General features: G+C 59.3%; 15 protein-coding genes. 12 read left to right on the top strand and 3 right to left on the bottom strand.

Translation table 11 applies throughout. The features are described 5' to 3' along the window. Positions 1–147: 147 nt before the first annotated feature. From ACA057_RS04190 to ACA057_RS04160, 7 genes are all read left to right on the top strand, one after another. Complete coding sequence (locus ACA057_RS04190) at positions 148–1749, top strand: ABC transporter substrate-binding protein (protein WP_497346171.1); 1602 nt, start codon at positions 148–150, stop codon at positions 1747–1749. 174 nt (positions 1750–1923) lie between these two features. Next, positions 1924–3357, top strand: coding sequence for an OprD family porin (locus ACA057_RS04185; RefSeq protein WP_497346169.1), 1434 nt, complete (start codon positions 1924–1926; stop codon positions 3355–3357). 79 nt (positions 3358–3436) lie between these two features. Further along, a complete protein-coding gene (locus tag ACA057_RS04180; protein ID WP_497346167.1) occupies positions 3437–5032 on the top strand; it encodes an ABC transporter substrate-binding protein in 1596 nt (531 codons plus the stop codon). Between the two features lie 72 nt (positions 5033–5104). Further along, positions 5105–6115, top strand: coding sequence for an ABC transporter permease subunit (locus ACA057_RS04175; protein ID WP_059403215.1), 1011 nt, complete (start codon positions 5105–5107; stop codon positions 6113–6115). A 4-nt stretch (positions 6116–6119) separates the two neighbouring features. Beyond that, the gene (locus tag ACA057_RS04170; protein WP_497346165.1) at positions 6120–7049 is read left to right on the top strand and encodes an ABC transporter permease subunit; all 930 of its coding nucleotides are present in this window, start codon (positions 6120–6122) and stop codon (positions 7047–7049) included. Between the two features lie 10 nt (positions 7050–7059). Beyond that, on the top strand, positions 7060–8028 hold the full coding sequence (locus tag ACA057_RS04165; RefSeq protein WP_497346163.1) for an ABC transporter ATP-binding protein: 969 nt from the start codon (positions 7060–7062) through the stop codon (positions 8026–8028). Beyond that, the gene (locus ACA057_RS04160; RefSeq protein ID WP_497346161.1) at positions 8028–9008 is read left to right on the top strand and encodes a peptide ABC transporter ATP-binding protein; all 981 of its coding nucleotides are present in this window, start codon (positions 8028–8030) and stop codon (positions 9006–9008) included. The genes ACA057_RS04165 and ACA057_RS04160 overlap by 1 nt, the downstream gene beginning before the upstream one ends. A 167-nt stretch (positions 9009–9175) precedes the next feature. On the opposite strand, the gene ACA057_RS04155 is transcribed toward ACA057_RS04160, so the two are convergent. The 3 genes from ACA057_RS04155 to ACA057_RS04145 all read right to left on the bottom strand — a co-directional run bounded on the left by ACA057_RS04155 (position 9176) and on the right by ACA057_RS04145 (position 12649). Further along, entirely contained in the window at positions 9176–9427 is a 252-nt protein-coding gene (locus ACA057_RS04155; protein WP_497346159.1) for a hypothetical protein, read from the bottom strand. Positions 9428–9582: 155 nt separating this feature from the next. Then, positions 9583–10821 (bottom strand): MFS transporter, encoded by a 1239-nt coding sequence (locus ACA057_RS04150; RefSeq protein WP_497346157.1) that lies wholly within the window; start codon positions 10819–10821, stop codon positions 9583–9585. A 244-nt stretch (positions 10822–11065) separates the two neighbouring features. Continuing rightward, the gene (locus tag ACA057_RS04145; protein ID WP_401363043.1) at positions 11066–12649 is read right to left on the bottom strand and encodes a peptide chain release factor 3; all 1584 of its coding nucleotides are present in this window, start codon (positions 12647–12649) and stop codon (positions 11066–11068) included. Positions 12650–13093: 444 nt separating this feature from the next. On the opposite strand from ACA057_RS04145, the gene ACA057_RS04140 reads away from it, so the two are divergent. The 5 genes from ACA057_RS04140 (at position 13094) to ACA057_RS04120 (ending at position 18174) form a co-directional block, all read left to right on the top strand. Then, positions 13094–13810 (top strand): ABC transporter permease, encoded by a 717-nt coding sequence (locus tag ACA057_RS04140; RefSeq protein WP_497346155.1) that lies wholly within the window; start codon positions 13094–13096, stop codon positions 13808–13810. Between the two features lie 20 nt (positions 13811–13830). Then, entirely contained in the window at positions 13831–14724 is an 894-nt protein-coding gene (locus ACA057_RS04135) for a glycine betaine ABC transporter substrate-binding protein (protein ID WP_497346153.1), read from the top strand. 12 nt (positions 14725–14736) lie between these two features. Continuing rightward, entirely contained in the window at positions 14737–15390 is a 654-nt protein-coding gene (locus ACA057_RS04130; RefSeq protein WP_477790635.1) for an ABC transporter permease, read from the top strand. Continuing rightward, positions 15387–16544, top strand: a complete 1158-nt coding sequence (locus ACA057_RS04125; protein WP_401363052.1) for an osmoprotectant ABC transporter ATP-binding protein OsmV — start codon at positions 15387–15389, stop codon at positions 16542–16544. Before ACA057_RS04130 ends, ACA057_RS04125 begins: the two co-directional genes overlap by 4 nt. Positions 16545–17010: 466 nt before the next feature. Next, entirely contained in the window at positions 17011–18174 is a 1164-nt protein-coding gene (locus ACA057_RS04120) for a type III PLP-dependent enzyme (protein ID WP_033058084.1), read from the top strand. The last annotated feature ends 42 nt before the right edge of the window (positions 18175–18216 follow it).

The raw sequence follows: 18216 nt of genomic DNA, 5'->3' as shown, positions 1-18216 counted from the left end.
CCACGGTTCATACCGTCGGGATCCGACCAGTGCATGCGTGGGCCATCGGTTTGCTGCATGTCATGGTTTGAGATCAGTGACGCCCCCCTCGTCCGCGGACGGGACCATGGCTCATTGAAAAACACTAAGAAAAAGAAAGGGAGCGTCATGCGCCATACCTTGGTTTTATCCGCATTGCTGGGCACCGGCCTGATGGCCGCCGCTTCAGTCAGCCAGGCCGCCAATAACAGCCTGGTGTTCTGCTCCGAAGGCAGCCCCGCTGGCTTCGACACCGCGCAGTACACGACCTCGACCGATAACGACGCCGCCGAACCGCTGTACAACCGACTGGCGGAGTTTGAAAAAGGCGCCACCAACGTCGTACCAGGCCTGGCCACTCGTTGGGATATTTCCGAGGACGGCCTCAAGTACACCTTTCACCTGCGCGAAGGGGTGAAATTTCACACGACCAAATACTTCACGCCTACCCGTGATTTCAATGCCGATGACGTGCTGTTCACGTTCAATCGCATGCTCGACCCGCAGCAACCTTTCCGTAAGGCTTATCCGACCGAGTTCCCGTATTTCAACGGGATGAGCCTGAACAAGAACATCGCCAAGGTCGAGAAGACCGGGCCGCTGACCGTGGTCATGACGCTCAACAGCGTCGATGCCGCGTTCATCCAGAACATCGCCATGAGCTTCGCCGCCATCCTGTCCGCCGAATACGCCGACAAGCTGCTGGCCGAAGGCAAGCCGAGCGAGATCAACCAGAAGCCGATCGGCACTGGCCCGTTCGTGTTCAAGAGCTACCAGAAAGACTCCAACATTCGCTACACCGGCAACACGCAGTACTGGGACCCGAGCCGGGTCAAGCTCGACAACCTGATTTTCGCCATCAATACCGATGCTTCGGTACGGGTGCAGAAGCTCAAGGCCAACGAGTGCCAGATCACCCTGAACCCGCGCCCTGCCGATGTCACCGCGCTGAAGAACGACCCGACACTCAAGCTCATCGAGAAGCCCGGTTTCAACCTCGGCTACATCGCCTACAACGTGCGCCACAAGCCTTTTGACCAGCTCGAAGTGCGCCAGGCGCTGGACATGGCGGTGAACAAGCAAGGCATTCTCAACGCCGTCTATCAAGGTGCCGGTCAGTTGGCGGTTGGCGCCATGCCGCCGACGCAGTGGTCCTACGACGACACCATTAAAGACGCCGCCTACAACCCGGAAAAAGCCAAGGAACTGCTCAAGGCCGCCGGCGTAAAAGAAGGCACCGAAATCACCCTGTGGGCCATGCCGGTCCAGCGTCCGTACAACCCCAACGCCAAGTTGATGGCCGAAATGCTCCAGGCTGACTGGGCCAAGATCGGCCTCAAGGTCAAGATCGTCAGTTACGAATGGGGCGAGTACATCAAGCGCACCAAGAATGGCGAGCACGACATCAGCCTGATCGGCTGGACCGGTGACAACGGGGACCCGGACAACTGGCTCGGCACGCTCTATAGCTGTGACGCCATTGGCGGCAACAACTACTCCATGTGGTGTGATCCGGCGTACGACAAGTTCATCAAGCAGGCCAAAGTCGTTACCGACCGCGATCAGCGCACCGTGCTCTACAAACAGGCGCAGCAGTACCTCAAACAGCAGGTGCCGATGACGCCAATCGCCCACTCGACGGTCAACCAGCCGTTGAGCGCCAAAATCGAAGGATTCAAGGTGAGTCCTTTCGGTCGTAACGTGTTCTCGGGTGTCAGCATAGAAAAATAACCGATTAGCCCAGAACCGCTGGGGGCGCTTTGCGCCCTCACGCAAGCGTATTGCCGTAAATCGCCAATCCGGCCCACAGCAAACGTTTGCGATGCCTTGAATGCGTTCTAAACCAAATAGCCGGATCACCAAAAAAGACCGGCATTAAAAAAAAGAAAGTAAGGAGCTTCACCCATGAAACTGAGCAGCACCGCGTTATTGGCCCTGGCCATCAGCAGCGTCACCGCCTCGGCGTACGCAGAAACCCAAAGCCAGGCATTCACCCCGGTTACGGTCAACACCAAAAGCGCTCAAGCCGATGCAACCGGCTTTATCGAAGGCAGCACGGTTACCGGCAGCACCCGTAACTGGTATGCCAACGAACAACTGAAACGTGGTGGCAATTTCACTTACCGTAAAGACGGTGTGGCGACCCCGACTGATCGTCGAATCAACTGGGTCCAGGGCACTATCATCAAGTACAACTCGGGCTTCACCGAAGGCACCGTGGGTTTCAGCACTGAAGTGGCAGCCTACAACGCCATCGCACTGGAACGTGACCGCGAGAACCTGGCCTCCAACAACGGTGGCGCACCGGGCACTCGTCCAGGCGCGGGCAACAACCGTACCCTGACCAAAGAAGGCGGCGACGCTCAAGGTCAGTGGAGCAAAGTCGGCCTGGCCAACGTCAAGGCCCGTGTCTCCAACACCACTTTGACCGCAGGCCGCATGAACTTCAGCAGCCCTCAGGTCGACGTCATCGGCAACCGTCCGTTGCCTTCGAGTTTCGAAGGTGTGGCCATCCACAGCGAAGAGCTGAACAACCTGGCCTTCGACCTGGGATCCTTTGACCGCGTTTCGCCGCGTACCGAAGAAAGCCTGAGCAAGTTCCGCTCCGAATACGGCAACTCCGATGCTGAAACCGATCACGTCAACACCGGCGGCATCACCTACACACCATTCGCCAGCCTGACCACCAGCCTCTGGGGCACCCAGGCTGAAGACCTGTGGAACCAGTACTACTTCGGCGCCACCCACGTGCTGGGTGACAGCTCGGTTCTGAGCCTGACCACCGGCCTGAACTACTACAAAACTGTCGATTCAGGTTCGGCCAAACTGGGCGAAATCGATAACGACACTTACTCCCTGTCGTTCGGCCTGACTCACCAGGCCCACAGCCTGACCTTCTCCTATCAGGAAGTGAACGGTAACGAGTACTTCGACTACCTGCACGAAACCAACGGCATCTACCTGGCCAACTCCCTGCTGTCGGACTTCAACGGCCCGAACGAGAAATCCTTCCAGGTTGCCTACGGTCTGAACATGGCCGAATACGGCGTGCCGGGCTTGAAGTTCAACATCTACCAGGCTCGCGGCTGGGGCATCGACGGTACTCACTACAACGGCAACCAAGGCGTAGCAGGCAAGGGTTACGACGGTATCCAGGTTCAGGACGGCGAACACCACTACGAATACGGTATCGGTGCTTCGTACGCTGTGCAGAGCGGCCCACTCAAGGCCACCGCTATCCGCGCGACCTACACCGCGCACCGTGCCAGCGAATTCCAGGCGGATGGCAGCATCAACGAGTTCCGTCTCGTGACCACCATCCCGTTCAACATCCTGTAATGCACCTGCCGAACGGCTGATTCAGTGATGAGTCGGCCGTTCGGCTTTTGTCCTTTCAACCGATTGCAGAGGGTTCTTGATGAAAATGCTTCCCCTACGTGCGGCCATCGCGGCCGCGTTGCTGAGTGTCGCTGTTGGCGTCTCGGCCAAACCCCTGGTGGTTTGCACTGAAGCCAGTCCGGAAGGCTTCGACATGGTCCAGTACACGACTGCAGTCACAGCCGACGCAGTGGCCGAAACCATCTTCAATCGCCTGGCGGACTTCAAGCCCGGTACCACTGAAGTGATTCCGGCGCTGGCCGACTCCTGGGACATCAGCGAAGACGGCCTGACCTACACGTTCCACCTGCGTAAAGGCGTCAAGTTCCACACCACCGACTACTTCAAGCCGACCCGCGACATGAATGCCGACGACGTGGTCTGGAGCTTCCAGCGTCAGCTGGACCCAAACCATCCATGGCACAAACTGTCGAGCGTGGGCTTCCCGTACTTTGAAAGCATGGGCTTTAAAGAACTGCTGAAAAGTGTCGAGAAGATCGACGACAACACAGTCACGTTCACCCTGACCCGTCGTGAAGCGCCGTTCCTGGCCGACATCGCCATGGCCTTCTCCTCGATCTACTCCGCCGAATACGCCGACCAGTTGCTCAAGGCGAACAAGACCGGCGACCTCAACAACAAACCGGTCGGCACCGGCCCGTTCGTCTTCCAGCGCTACAACAAGGACGCCCAGGTTCGCTTCAAGGCCAACCCGGACTACTTCCGTGGCAAGCCACCGGCTGACGCGTTGATCCTGGCCATCGCCACCGACAACAACGTGCGCCTGCAAAAGCTCAAGGCCAACGAGTGCCAGATCGCGCTGTATCCGAAACCGGATGACATCCCGAGCATCAAGAAAGACACCAACCTGAAAGTCGACGAACTGAACGCGATGACCGTTTCGTACGTCGCCATGAACACCTCGCACAAGTACATGAGCGATGTGCGGGTGCGCAAAGCCATCGACATCGCCTTCGACAAGGAAGCCTACGTCAACGCGCTGTTCGGCAAAGGCAATGCAACGGCGGCGGTCAACCCGTACCCGGATACCCTGCTGGGCTACAACCACACCCTGAAGAACCCGGCCCACGACCTGGACAAGGCGCGCGCCCTGCTCAAGGAAGCCGGCGTACCGGAAGGCACCACGTTCACCCTGTTCACCCGTAACGGTGGCGGCCCGACCAACCCTAACCCTATGCTGGGCGCGCAGATGATGCAGTCGGACCTGGCGCGAGTCGGGATCAAGGTCGATATTCGCGTCATGGAATGGGGCGAAATGCTCAAGCGCGCGAAAAACGGCGAGCACGACATGGTTTCCGCCGGATGGGCGGGTGATAACGGCGACCCGGATAACTTCCTGACGCCTATGCTCAGTTGCGAGGCGGCCAAAAACGGCGAAAACTACGCGCGCTGGTGCAATCAGAAGTTCCAGGCGCTGATCGATGAAGCTCGGGCTAAAGTTAACCCGGCGGAACGCGCAGCGCTCTACGAGCAAGCACAGGAGATTTTCAACCAGGACCAGCCATGGATCAGCATGGCGCACACCCGTATGTTCACCGCAATGCGCAACAACGTAGAGGGCTATCACATTAGCCCGCTCACCACTAATAACTTCGCCACCACCCAGGTGAAGTAGATAAGAAACTACCGGCATTCCTGACCCAGGAATGCCGGGCACGCCTAACCGGCTGATGAGGTACACCACAAGATGTTTAGTTTTATTGCCCGCCGACTGGGGTTATTGATCCCCACGTTCTTCGGCATCACCTTGCTGACTTTCGCGTTGATTCGCATGATTCCTGGCGACCCCGTGGAAGTGATGATGGGCGAACGTCGCGTCGACCCCGAAATGCATGCTCAGGCAATGGAACGCCTTGGCCTTAACAAACCGTTGTATGCCCAATACCTGGACTACATCGGCAAGTTGGCCCACGGCGACCTCGGTGAATCCCTGCGTACCCGTGAAAGCGTGTGGAGCGAATTCACGTCTCTATTCCCCGCGACCCTGGAACTGTCCATGGCCGCCCTGTTGTTCGCCGGCATCCTGGGCCTTTTGGCCGGGGTGATCGCGGCACTCAAGCGAGGATCCCTGTTCGACCATGGGGTGATGGGCATCTCCCTGGCGGGATATTCGATGCCGATCTTCTGGTGGGGCCTGATCCTGATCATGTTCTTCTCGGTGTCGCTGGGCTGGACCCCGGTGTCCGGGCGGATCGACCTGCTCTATGACATCGAGCCGCGGACCGGCTTCATGCTCATCGATACGCTGCTGGCCGATGACGTCGGTGCGTTCTTCGATGCCCTGCATCACCTGATCCTGCCGGCCATCGTGCTCGGCACCATTCCGCTGGCGGTGATTGCGCGGATGACCCGTTCGTCGATGCTCGAAGTGCTGCGTGAAGACTACATCCGTACCGCCCGCGCCAAAGGCCTGTCGCCGTCGCGCGTGGTGTTCGTCCACGGCCTGCGCAACGCGCTGATTCCGGTACTGACCGTGGTCGGCCTGCAAGTCGGCACCTTGCTCGCCGGCGCGGTCCTGACCGAAACCATTTTCTCTTGGCCGGGCATCGGCAAATGGCTGATCGAAGCCATTGGCGCACGGGATTATCCCGTGGTGCAGAACGGCATCCTGTTAATCGCCTGCCTGGTGATTGTGGTCAATTTCGTGGTGGACATCCTCTACGGCTTTGCCAACCCACGCATCCGTCACCAGCGCTGAGATCATGACCATGACCACTCCAGCTTCAACTACAAATCAAGCGGTAACAGTCGATCAAAGCCTGCTGTATCCGTCCCCTTACAAAGAGTTCTGGCAAGCGTTCTCCAAGAACAAAGGTGCCGTCGCCGGCCTGATGTTCATGCTGCTGGTGATTTTCTGCGCGATCTTCGCCCCCTGGGTTGCGCCGCATAACCCGAGCGAACAGTACCGCGACTTCCTGTTGACCCCGCCAGCCTGGCTGGAAGGCGGGCAGATTCAATTCCTGCTCGGCACCGATGAGCTGGGTCGCGACCTGCTGTCGCGCTTGATCACCGGTTCGCGCCTGTCCTTGATGATCGGCTTGTCGTCGGTGGTGATGTCGCTGATTCCAGGGATCCTCTTGGGTCTGTTCGCCGGGTTCTTCCCGCGCCTGCTTGGCCCGACCATCATGCGTCTGATGGACATCATGCTGGCCCTGCCGTCCCTGCTGCTGGCCGTGGCGATTGTCGCCATCCTCGGCCCTGGCCTGATCAACACCGTGATCGCCATCGCTGTGGTGTCCCTGCCGTCCTATGTCCGTCTGACCCGCGCCGCGGTGATGGGCGAACTGAACCGCGACTACGTGACCGCCGCGCGCCTGGCCGGTGCCACTCTGCCGCGCCTGATGTTCGTCACCGTGCTGCCTAACTGCATGGCGCCGCTGATCGTTCAGGCGACCTTGAGCTTCTCCTCGGCGATTCTCGATGCCGCCGCACTGGGCTTCCTCGGCCTTGGCGTACAACCGCCAACCCCTGAGTGGGGCACCATGCTGGCTTCGGCTCGCGACTACATCGAACGCGCCTGGTGGGTCGTCAGTCTGCCTGGTTTGACCATTTTGCTCAGCGTGCTGGCAATCAACTTGATGGGCGACGGCCTGCGCGATGCGCTAGACCCGAAACTCAAGAACGCCGCCTGAGGAGATTCAAATGTCACTGTTAGAAATCAAGAATCTCAACGTTCGCTTCGGCGACAAGAACGCCGTTCCGGTGGTCGACGGTCTCGACATTACCGTGGACAAGGGCGAAGTCCTGGCCATCGTTGGCGAATCGGGTTCCGGCAAGTCCGTGACCATGATGGCGCTGATGGGCCTGATCGAACATCCGGGGATCGTCACCGCCGACGCCCTGAATTTCGATGGCAAGAACATGCTCAAGCTCAGCAACCGTCAGCGTCGGCAGATCGTCGGCAAAGACCTTGCCATGGTCTTCCAGGACCCGATGACCGCGCTGAACCCGAGCTACACCGTCGGTTTCCAGATCGAAGAAGTGCTGCGCCTGCACCTGAAAATGTCCAGCAAGCAAGCCCGCGCCCGCGCCATCGAGCTGCTGGAAAAAGTAGAAATCCCCGGCGCCGCCAGCCGTATGGACGCCTACCCGCACCAACTGTCCGGCGGCATGAGCCAGCGCGTTGCGATCGCCATGGCGATTGCCGGCGAGCCGAAACTGCTGATCGCCGACGAACCGACCACGGCACTCGACGTAACGATTCAGGCGCAGATCATGGACCTGCTGCTGGCGTTGCAGAAAGAGCAGAACATGGGCCTGGTGCTGATTACTCACGACCTCGCGGTCGTCGCCGAAACCGCCCAGCGCGTGTGCGTGATGTACGCCGGCCAAGCGGTCGAAGTGGGTCATGTGCCGCAGCTGTTCGACATTCCGGCGCACCCGTACAGCGAAGCGCTGCTCAAGGCCATTCCGGAGCACAGCCTGGGCGAGTCGCGCCTGGCCACGTTGCCGGGCATCGTTCCCGGTCGTTATGACCGTCCGCAAGGCTGCCTGCTGTCGCCACGCTGCCCGTATGTGCGTGACAACTGCCGCACCCAGCGTCCGGCGCTCGACCCGAAAAGCAACAGCCTCGCCCGCTGCTTCTACCCGCTGAATCAGGAGGTGGCGTAATGGCCGTCGTACTTACCGCCCGCGACCTGACCCGTCACTACGAAGTGTCACGCGGCTTGTTCAAGGGCCATGCGACCGTACGCGCCCTGAACGGTGTGTCGTTTGAACTGGAAGCCGGCAAGACCCTCGCGGTCGTCGGCGAATCGGGCTGCGGTAAATCCACCCTGGCCCGTGCCCTGACGCTGATCGAAGAGCCGTCCTCCGGTTCCTTGAAAATCGCCGGGCAGGAAGTCACCGGCGCCAACAAGGCTGAACGCAAGCAACTGCGCAAAGACGTGCAGATGGTGTTCCAGAGCCCGTACGCGTCGTTGAACCCACGGCAGAAAGTCGGTGATCAGCTTGCAGAGCCGCTGCTGATCAACACCAACCTCAGTGCCTCGGAGCGTCGCGAGAAAGTCCAGGCAATGATGAAGCAGGTGGGCTTGCGTCCCGAGCACTACCAGCGTTATCCGCACATGTTCTCCGGCGGTCAGCGCCAGCGGATCGCCCTGGCCCGCGCGATGATGCTGCAGCCGAAAGTGCTGGTGGCGGACGAACCGACTTCCGCACTGGACGTGTCGATCCAGGCACAGGTGCTGAACCTGTTCATGGACCTGCAACAAGAGTTCAACACCGCCTACGTGTTCATCTCCCACAACCTGGCGGTGGTGCGTCACGTCGCCGACCACGTGATGGTGATGTACCTTGGCCGCCCCGTGGAAATGGGCCCGAAAGAGGACATCTACACCCGTCCCCTGCACCCGTACACCCAGGCGCTGTTGTCGGCGACTCCGACCATCCACCCGGATCCGGACAAACCGAAAATCAAGATCGTCGGCGAGTTGCCCAACCCGCTGAACCCGCCGTCGGGCTGCGCGTTCCACAAGCGTTGCCCCTACGCGACCGAGCGCTGCAGCACTGAAGAGCCGGCCCTGCGCCTGCTCGACAGCCGCCAGGTGGCTTGCCACTACGCCGAGCAATTCCTCGACGGCGCGGCATAGAAACGGCCCTGGAAAGATGTGGGAGCCAGCCTGCTGGCGATAGTGGAGTATCAGTCCAACATTTGCGTCGACTGGCACACCGAAATCGCTGGCAGGCTAGCTCCCACAGGGACTGAGTTGACTAAAAACCCCTTCCACCGAGAAGGGGTTTTTCTTTTGTCCGTCATTTACGCCTGGCTGTCGTCATCATCGTCGCTGTCAGGCTCATCGGTGGTCGAGTCGTCATCGCCCTCACTGCCACCCTGCCCCTGATCGCCCGGCTCCGATTCGGATTTGGCGAGCATCAGCTCAGCATGCCCCGCTTGCCCGTTCATCGCTTGCGTTTCGTGATCCTCGCACTCGGCCCACGCCGCCGACATCCCCACGGACAGCATCACCAAAACCTTAAGCAACAGCACAATTCGTTGAAAAATGTTCATAGCCGATTCCATCCTTTCTTGAGTGAAGCAGGGGGTGCGTGTCTGGCGTTGAGTAAATCTAGTTCCGATTCACCCGGCTCTCCAGATAGGACGCTAACGAATGGACAGAATGCCGCCGAGAGGGAGAATGGTTTTGCATAATGGCTATAACCGGATCAGCTAAGAGACGCGGACTCACTGCGCGCAGATGAAAGCAGCCGTTGCTGCTCCGACAAACGCGTCGCTTGATAAAACAACGGTATCGACAACAGCGCCATGGCCGCGCTGGCGAGCCAGACGCTGTGCCCACCAAAATGACCGTACAACTGGCCGCCAAGCGCTGGCGAAATCAGCACACTCGCACTCCAGCACATGAAAAAAAGGCCAAAGTACTGCCCGCTTTTTCCTGCCTGCGCATGCTGCATCACCAGCACGTTAAGGGGCGGCATGAACAGCGCTTCGCCGAGCGTCCAGATCACGGTCGACAGGCAGACGTACAACACGCCGGAACCCAAAGGCAGCATCCCGAGCCCGCCAGCCAACAACACACTGCCCGCCAGCAGTTGCCGGCGCACGCCCCACCGTTCACTCCAGTGAGATAACGGAATTTGCAGCACCACCACCAGCACGGCATTGAGTGCGAATTGCCACCCAATGACGTCGGTATTCAACTGGTAGTAATCGTGCAGATAGTTGGCCAGCATGCTGTAGACCGGGTCAAAGGCAATGCCGAGCAAGACGGCGCCCACCAACAACCAGAGGAAAGGTTTGTCTCGATAAGGTCCGCGTGCGCCCGACGCACTGTCAGGCCCTTCATCCGGCTGCAGAACCGGTCGACGAAATGTCACCCGGACAAACCAGAACAACGCCAACAGCGTCATGGCCGCACTGACAAAAAACACCCAGCGAAAATCTGCCTGCGCCAGAAACCCACCCATCACCCCTGCGCCCGCCATGCCCAGGTTCCTGGCAACACGGCTCAATGACTGCGCACGAGCCCGCTGCGCGACCGGGCAATACTCCATGATCAAGCGCTGATGCAGCGTGCGAATCGCACCATCGAGCACACCGCTGAACAGCAAAAAGCCCGCCAGCAACCACACGTCCGTGACTAGCCCTAACGAGACCAATACCCACGCCGAGGCAAAAAACAACGCCGCGGTGAGCCGCGCCGTGGGCCAATGATCACTCAGCAATCCGCCAACCATCGACCCAATCAGCAACCCGCCCCCGTACCCGGATAACAACCAGCCAACGGTTTCAATCGTCAGCCCCAGTTCCTGACGCAGGTACAGCGCCATGAACAGCTTGACCATGGCGCTCAACCGATTGATGAAGAGCAACGCGGCCAGCATCCAGGCCATCGGACAGAAATAGCCATCCAGTCGAATCAGGTGCGTGAGCCGACTAGTCATGCCAAGGGTTCCGGGTGCTCCTGCTCATGGAAAATCGCTCCTTGCGAACTGTTCTCTGAACCCTAGACGTCGACGAGTTCGTTGTCGCGGGTAAAAAACCCGATAACGGAAAACCAGAGTAAAGCTACGAACTCGGGGAAAAAGACCTACAGAAAGCCCTGACACTGAGATCGCGGGAGCCCTACAGGAATAAAAAAACCCCGCAGCTTTCGCAACGGGGCTTTTCGGTGTTCCGGCTTGACGCTTAGTGATGCTCACGCGTCGCGCGGAATTTCACGTCTGGCCAGCGCTCTTCCATCAGCGCCAGGTTGACCCGGGTCGGGGCCAGGTAGGTCAGGTGACCACCGCCGTCGATGGCGAGGTTTTCCACGGCCTTGACCTTGAACTCCTCGAGCTTCTTCCTATCGTCGCAATCGATCCAGCGCGCGGAATAGACGGTGATGGGCTCGTAGGAGCACTCGACCTTGTATTCCTCTTTCAAGCGGCTGGCGACCACATCGAACTGCAGCACACCGACGGCGCCGAGGATGATGTCGTTGCTGCGCTCGGGGAAGAACACCTGGGTCGCGCCTTCTTCGGCCAGTTGCTGCAAGCCTTGACGCAGTTGCTTGGATTTCAGCGGGTCACGCAGGCGCACGCGACGGAACAGTTCCGGGGCGAAGTGCGGGATACCGGTGAAACCGAGGACTTCGCCTTCGGTGAAGGTGTCGCCGATCTGGATGGTGCCGTGGTTGTGCAGGCCGATGATATCGCCGGCGAACGCTTCCTCCAGTTGCTCACGCTCGGAGGAGAAGAACGTCAGCGCATCGCCGATCCGCACGTCTTTGCCGGTACGCACGTGGCGCATCTTCATGCCTTTTTCGTACTTGCCGGAGCAAATCCGCATGAAGGCGATACGGTCGCGGTGTTTCGGGTCCATGTTCGCCTGGATCTTGAACACGAAGCCGGCGAATTTTTCCTCAACCGGTTCCACGGTACGCTCGTTGGCGACACGGGCCAGCGGTTTCGGCGCCCAGTTGACCACGGCGTCGAGCACGTGATCGACACCGAAGTTGCCCAGTGCGGTACCGAAGAATACCGGGGTCAGTTGGCCGTCGAGGAATTCCTGTTGATTGAATTCGTGACAGGCGCCCTGCACCAGTTCCAGTTGATCGACGAAGCGATCGTACTCGTCGCCCAAGTGCGCGCGGGCTTCATCGGAGTCGAGTTTCTCGATGATTTTCACATCGGTGCGCTCGTGGCCATGACCGGCGGTGTAGACGATGATGTAGTCGTCGGCGAGGTGGTAAACGCCCTTGAAGTCGCGGTAGCAACCGATCGGCCAGGTGATCGGTGCGGCCTTGATCTTCAGGACTGCTTCGATTTCGTCGAGCAGTTCGATCGGGTCGCGAATGTCACGGTCGAGTTTGTTGATGAAGCTGACGATCGGCGTGTCACGCAGACGGCAGACGTCCATCAGCGCGATGGTCCGTGGCTCTACACCCTTACCGCCGTCGAGAACCATCAAGGCCGAGTCGACCGCCGTCAGGGTGCGGTAGGTATCTTCGGAGAAGTCTTCGTGGCCCGGGGTGTCGAGCAGGTTGATCATGTGATCGCGATACGGGAACTGCATGACCGACGTGGTAATGGAAATACCCCGTTGTTTCTCCATTTCCATCCAGTCGGAGGTGGCATGGCGGTCGGATTTGCGAGATTTCACCGTGCCAGCAATCGCAATCGCCTTGCCCATCAGCAAGAGCTTCTCGGTGATGGTGGTTTTACCGGCATCGGGGTGGGAAATAATGGCGAAAGTGCGGCGTTTCGCGACTTCGGCGGCCTGTTTGGTCATGGGAAATCGCCTGGCAGGTGATTCAAAAAAGGGCGGCGAGTATAGCCCAAAACGTGACCTACGGACCACCGTTCGCCCCGTCGAAACGCAACCGATGTAGGAGCTGGCTTGCCAGCGAAGGGGCCAGCAGCCCCCTGCAAACCATCGGCCCTCTTCGCCGGCAAGCCGGCTCCTACAAGGACGCTGTCGGACATCAAGGGTGGCTAAATGCTGTAATTTATGGAACCTTTTAAAAGGTAGAGACGTCCACTCCCCTGTTACAGCTCTCGTAGCAGGGTTTGAAAAACCTGCAAGTTAGCCTGACGAGGCTGCGCTTATGGCTCGATCTCATGCGGTTTCATCAGCATGAAGAGCTGCTTCTCGCGAACGTTGTTATCCCGGCAGCCAGGAATGGCATTGCCACACGGGACTGCGTTCGCCGACAAAGAAAAAAGGAGTCCGCCTGTGGCTATTCGCTATGGCAAGGGGCTGATAGGAGGTGCGGTTGTCGCCGCCCTCCTGGCCCTGCTGGTCCACTGGATTGGCATCAACACGATCGAACATTACCGCGACGATTTGTTGTTTTACCTGCAAGCTCATCTGATTCTCGTCCTTGTTTCCATGCTGGCCGCCCTCGTTGTGGGCATCCCCGCCGGTATCTTCCTCAGCCGCCCGACCATGGTGGGCCGCGCTGAACGCTTCATGCAGATCTTCAACATCGGCAACACTGTGCCGCCACTCGCCGTACTGGCCATCGCCCTGGGGATCCTCGGCATCGGCAGCGGCCCTGCGATCTTCGCCCTGTTCCTCGCCTCGCTGTTGCCGATCGTGCGCAACACCTATGAAGGCCTGAAAAACGTCCAGGGTTCGCTCAAGGAAGCCGCCGTCGGCATCGGTATGACGCCGACTCAGGTGCTATGGCGGGTCGAACTGCCGAACGCCGTGCCGATCATCATCGGTGGCGTACGTGTCGCACTGGCGATCAACGTCGGTACTGCACCGCTGGCGTTCCTGATCGGCGCCAACAGCCTGGGCAGCCTGATTTTCCCCGGCATCGCCCTGAACAATCAGCCGCAACTGATGCTCGGCGCGGCCTGCACCGCCCTGCTGGCCTTGCTGCTCGACGGACTGGTGACACTTGCCAGCCGCCTCTGGCTCGAACGCGGGCTGCGCCCGTCTTAAGCCTCGGCAAAGGAATAATCATGAAAAGACTTAGCTTGTTATTAGGCTGCGCCCTGCTGCTCGCAGGATTTGCCCAAGCCGCTGAAAAACCGGTGATCCGCATCGGCGCCCGGGTGTTCACCGAACAGACCCTGCTCGCGGAAATCACCTCCCAGTACCTGCGCACCAAGGGTTACGACACCCAGGTGACCGGCGGTCTGGGCAGTAACCTCGCCCGCAGCGCTCAGGAAAGCGGCCAACTGGACCTGATATGGGAATACACCGGCGTGTCGCTGGTGGCTTACAACCACATCACCGACAAACTCGACAGTGCTCAGTCCTACGCGAAGGTGAAAGAACTCGACGCGAAAAAAGGCCTGATCTGGCTCACCCCGTCGAAGTTCAGCAACACCTACGCCCTGGCATTGCCGGAAAACACCGCGAAGGCTTATCCGCAGATCAACACCATCAGCGAGCTGAACACGGTGATGCAGGCTGAGGCGAAGACCAACCACCTCGTCGCCCTGGACACCGAGTTCGCCAACCGTTCCGACGGCATGGCCGGCATGGTCGACCTCTACGGCATGAATCTGACCCGCAAAAACACCCGCCAGATGGATGCCGGGCTGGTCTACACCGCCTTGCGCAATGGTCAGGTGTTTGCCGGCCTGGTCTATACCACCGACGGTCGTTTGAACGCCTTCAAGCTCAAACTGCTGGAAGACGACAAGCATTACTTCCCGGACTACACCGCCGCACCGGTGGTGCGTCAGGAGTACCTGAACGCCCATCCGAAACTGGCGGAAGAAATCAAACCGCTGGCCGAGCTGTTCGATGACGCCACCATGCGTGCGCTGAATGCACGGGTCGATGTCGGCCACGAAAGCCCTTCATCCGTTGCCGCAGATTTCCTGCGCCAGCATCCCCTGAACTGAGGAGGAGAAGACATGGAATTTTTAAACGCCTTTTCCCATCTCGACTGGCCGCTGGTCCTGCAACTGACCTGGCAGCACATCACCCTGGTCGGTATCGCCGTGACCCTGGCGATTCTGGTTGGCGTGCCGCTGGGCATCCTGATGACGCGCTTTCCGACACTGGCCGGCCCATTGCAAGCCAGCGCCACGGTGCTGCTGACCGTGCCGTCGATTGCGCTGTTCGGCCTGCTGCTGCCGTTCTACTCCAAGTTCGGCCAAGGCCTGGGCCCGATGCCGGCAATCACCGCCGTGTTTCTGTACTCGCTGCTGCCGATCATGCGTAACACCTACCTGGCGCTGACCGGCGTCGAACCGGGCATTCGCGAAGCCGCTCGTGGCATCGGCATGACCTTCGGCCAGCGCCTGCGCATGGTTGAACTGCCGATTGCGGTGCCGGTGATCCTCGCCGGTGTGCGCACCGCCGTGGTCATGAACATTGGTGTCATGACCATCGCCGCGACCATCGGCGCCGGTGGCCTCGGTGTACTTATTCTCGCTTCAATCAGCCGCAGCGACATGTCGATGCTGATCGTCGGCGCCGTGCTGGTCAGTCTCCTGGCCATCTTCGCCGACCTGCTTCTGCAATGGCTGCAACGCACGCTGACTCCAAAAGGACTCCTGAAATGATCGAACTTCAAAACCTCAGCAAGACCTTCCAAAGCAACGGCAAAGATGTGAAAGCCGTGGACTCGGTAAGCCTGACCGTCAATGAAGGCGAGATTTGCGTGTTCCTCGGGCCATCGGGCTGCGGCAAAAGCACCACGCTGAAAATGATCAACCGCCTGATCAAGCCGACCTCGGGCAAGATCCTGATCAACGGCGAAGACACCACCGACCTTGACGCCGTGACCCTGCGTCGGAACATCGGTTATGTGATCCAGCAGATCGGTCTGTTCCCGAACATGACCATCGAGGAAAACATCACCATTGTTCCGCGCCTGCTGGGCTGGGACAAACAGAAATGCCACGACCGCGCCCGCGAGTTGATGAGCATGATCAAGCTTGAACCCAAGCAGTACCTGAATCGCTACCCGCGTGAGTTGTCCGGTGGCCAGCAGCAACGGATCGGTGTGATTCGCGCGTTGGCGGCGGATGCGCCGCTGTTGTTGATGGATGAACCGTTCGGCGCGGTCGACCCGATTAACCGCGAGATGATCCAGAACGAGTTTTTCGAGATGCAGCGCGCGCTGAACAAGACCGTGATCATGGTCAGCCACGACATCGACGAAGCCATCAAGCTCGGCGACAAGATTGCTATTTTCCGGGGCGGCAAGTTGATCCAGGTCGATCACCCGGACACCTTGCTGGCCCACCCGGCGGACGAGTTCGTCAGCAGCTTCGTCGGCCAGGACAGCACGCTCAAGCGCCTGTTGTTGGTGAAAGCCGAAGACGCGGCGGACAACGCGCCGTCGGTGAGCCCGGAAACGCCGGTGGCCGAGGCCCTGGAGTTGATGGACGAACTGGACCGTCGTTATGTGGTGGTCACGGACAGTGAGAACAAGGCGCTGGGTTATGTGCGCCGTCGCGACTTGCACCGTCAGACCGGGACCTGCGCGCAATACCTGCGCGAGTTCAACGCCACGGCGGCGTTCGACGAACATTTGCGCATCCTGCTGTCGCGCATGTACGAGTTCAACCGCTCGTGGTTGCCGGTGATGGACGCGGAGCGGGTGTTCCTCGGCGAAGTGACCCAGGAATCGATTGCCGAGTACCTGAGCTCCGGCAAGTCCCGTGGCGGCAAGACCAGCATTGTTTCCCCGGCAGAGGCTGCGGTGGCCTGATCTGACGCATCGCGGGCAAGCCCGCTCCCACAGGGTTCTTGGTGTACACAGCATTTGTGTACGACAGAAATCACTGTGGAAGCGGGCTTGCCCGCGATTGGGCGCACCACAAATCCCCGCAGACACCCCGCAAATATCCCTACTACGGGAACATCACACTGTCATGCAGGTCCGTTACATCAGTAGATGTCCGGGACCGCACGACGGATGCGTGCAAAAACGCGACATTTTTTGTTGATCTCAAGCCCCTCACGCCCTAAAGTTCGCGCCGAACGTCCATGCTGGAAACGATCCATCCGGCTCAAGTACTGACGACGAGACAGCAAGGCCAAGGGAAAGCACCGCTTCCCATGGCCTTTTTGCTTTCGGCGACATGCCTTGGGAAGTAGGCGAACCAAAGTGGGGATACGGAGGACGTTCATTTGCACCCATTGTTAATTTCAGTTTGCCAGTAGGAGTTCCCAGCATGTCGATCAACGTCGAAGACTATTTCGCGCGCGATACCTTCAACAAAATGAAGGCGTTCGCCGACAAACAAGAAACCCCGTTCGTGGTCATCGACACCGCGATGATCAGCCAGGCCTATGACGACCTGCGCGCCGGTTTCGAATTCGCCAAGGTCTACTACGCGGTCAAGGCCAACCCGGCCGTCGAAATCATCGACCTGCTCAAAGAAAAAGGCTCGAACTTCGACATCGCCTCGATCTACGAGCTCGACAAAGTGATGAACCAGGGCGTTGGCCCGGATCGCATCAGCTACGGCAACACCATCAAGAAATCCAAGGACATCCGCTACTTCTACGAGAAGGGCGTGCGCCTGTACGCCACCGACTCCGAAGCCGACCTGCGCAACATCGCCAAGGCTGCACCGGGTTCGAAAGTCTACGTGCGCATCCTCACCGAAGGCTCGACCACGGCTGACTGGCCTTTGTCACGCAAATTCGGCTGCCAGACCGACATGGCCATGGACCTGCTGATCCTCGCTCGCGACCTGGGCCTGGTGCCTTACGGCATCTCGTTCCACGTCGGCTCGCAACAGCGCGACATCAGCGTCTGGGACGCGGCGATTGCCAAGGTCAAAGTGATCTTCGAACGCCTGAAAGAAGAAGACGGCATCCACCTGAAGCTGATCAACATGGGCGGCGGCTTCCCGGCCAACTACATCACCCGCACCAACAGCCTGGAAACCTACGCTGAAGAAATCATCCGTTTCCTCAAGGAAGATTTCGGCGACGAGCTGCCGGAAATCATCCTGGAACCAGGCCGTTCGCTGATCGCCAACGCCGGCATCCTGGTCAGTGAAGTGGTGTTGGTCGCGCGTAAATCCCGTACCGCGGTAGAGCGATGGGTGTACACGGATGTGGGCAAGTTCTCCGGCTTGATCGAAACCATGGACGAAGCCATCAAGTTCCCGATCTGGACCGAGAAGAAAGGCGAGATGGAAGAAGTGGTCATCGCCGGCCCGACCTGCGACAGCGCCGACATCATGTACGAAAACTACAAGTACGGCCTGCCGTTGAACCTGGCGATCGGTGATCGTTTGTACTGGTTGTCGACCGGTGCCTACACCACCAGCTACAGCGCCGTTGAATTCAATGGCTTTCCGCCGCTGAAATCGTTCTACGTGTAAGCGCTACACGCGGATAACAAAAAGCCCATGACCTGTCATGGG

It is taken from the genome of Pseudomonas sp. LBUM1661 (genome assembly GCF_059695925.1).
Note: the sequence above shows the minus strand (reverse complement) of the source record. Positions and strands in the feature narration are given on the sequence as shown.

Coding starts and splice junctions, on each gene's coding strand:
- ACA057_RS04190 (WP_497346171.1), top strand. CDS start 148: ATGCGCCATACCTTGGTTTTATCCGCATTGCTGGGCACCGGCCTGATG.
- ACA057_RS04185 (WP_497346169.1), top strand. CDS start 1,924: ATGAAACTGAGCAGCACCGCGTTATTGGCCCTGGCCATCAGCAGCGTC.
- ACA057_RS04180 (WP_497346167.1), top strand. CDS start 3,437: ATGAAAATGCTTCCCCTACGTGCGGCCATCGCGGCCGCGTTGCTGAGT.
- ACA057_RS04175 (WP_059403215.1), top strand. CDS start 5,105: ATGTTTAGTTTTATTGCCCGCCGACTGGGGTTATTGATCCCCACGTTC.
- ACA057_RS04170 (WP_497346165.1), top strand. CDS start 6,120: ATGACCATGACCACTCCAGCTTCAACTACAAATCAAGCGGTAACAGTC.
- ACA057_RS04165 (WP_497346163.1), top strand. CDS start 7,060: ATGTCACTGTTAGAAATCAAGAATCTCAACGTTCGCTTCGGCGACAAG.
- ACA057_RS04160 (WP_497346161.1), top strand. CDS start 8,028: ATGGCCGTCGTACTTACCGCCCGCGACCTGACCCGTCACTACGAAGTG.
- ACA057_RS04155 (WP_497346159.1), bottom strand. CDS start 9,427: ATGAACATTTTTCAACGAATTGTGCTGTTGCTTAAGGTTTTGGTGATG.
- ACA057_RS04150 (WP_497346157.1), bottom strand. CDS start 10,821: ATGACTAGTCGGCTCACGCACCTGATTCGACTGGATGGCTATTTCTGT.
- ACA057_RS04145 (WP_401363043.1), bottom strand. CDS start 12,649: ATGACCAAACAGGCCGCCGAAGTCGCGAAACGCCGCACTTTCGCCATT.
- ACA057_RS04135 (WP_497346153.1), top strand. CDS start 13,831: ATGAAAAGACTTAGCTTGTTATTAGGCTGCGCCCTGCTGCTCGCAGGA.
- ACA057_RS04130 (WP_477790635.1), top strand. CDS start 14,737: ATGGAATTTTTAAACGCCTTTTCCCATCTCGACTGGCCGCTGGTCCTG.
- ACA057_RS04125 (WP_401363052.1), top strand. CDS start 15,387: ATGATCGAACTTCAAAACCTCAGCAAGACCTTCCAAAGCAACGGCAAA.
- ACA057_RS04120 (WP_033058084.1), top strand. CDS start 17,011: ATGTCGATCAACGTCGAAGACTATTTCGCGCGCGATACCTTCAACAAA.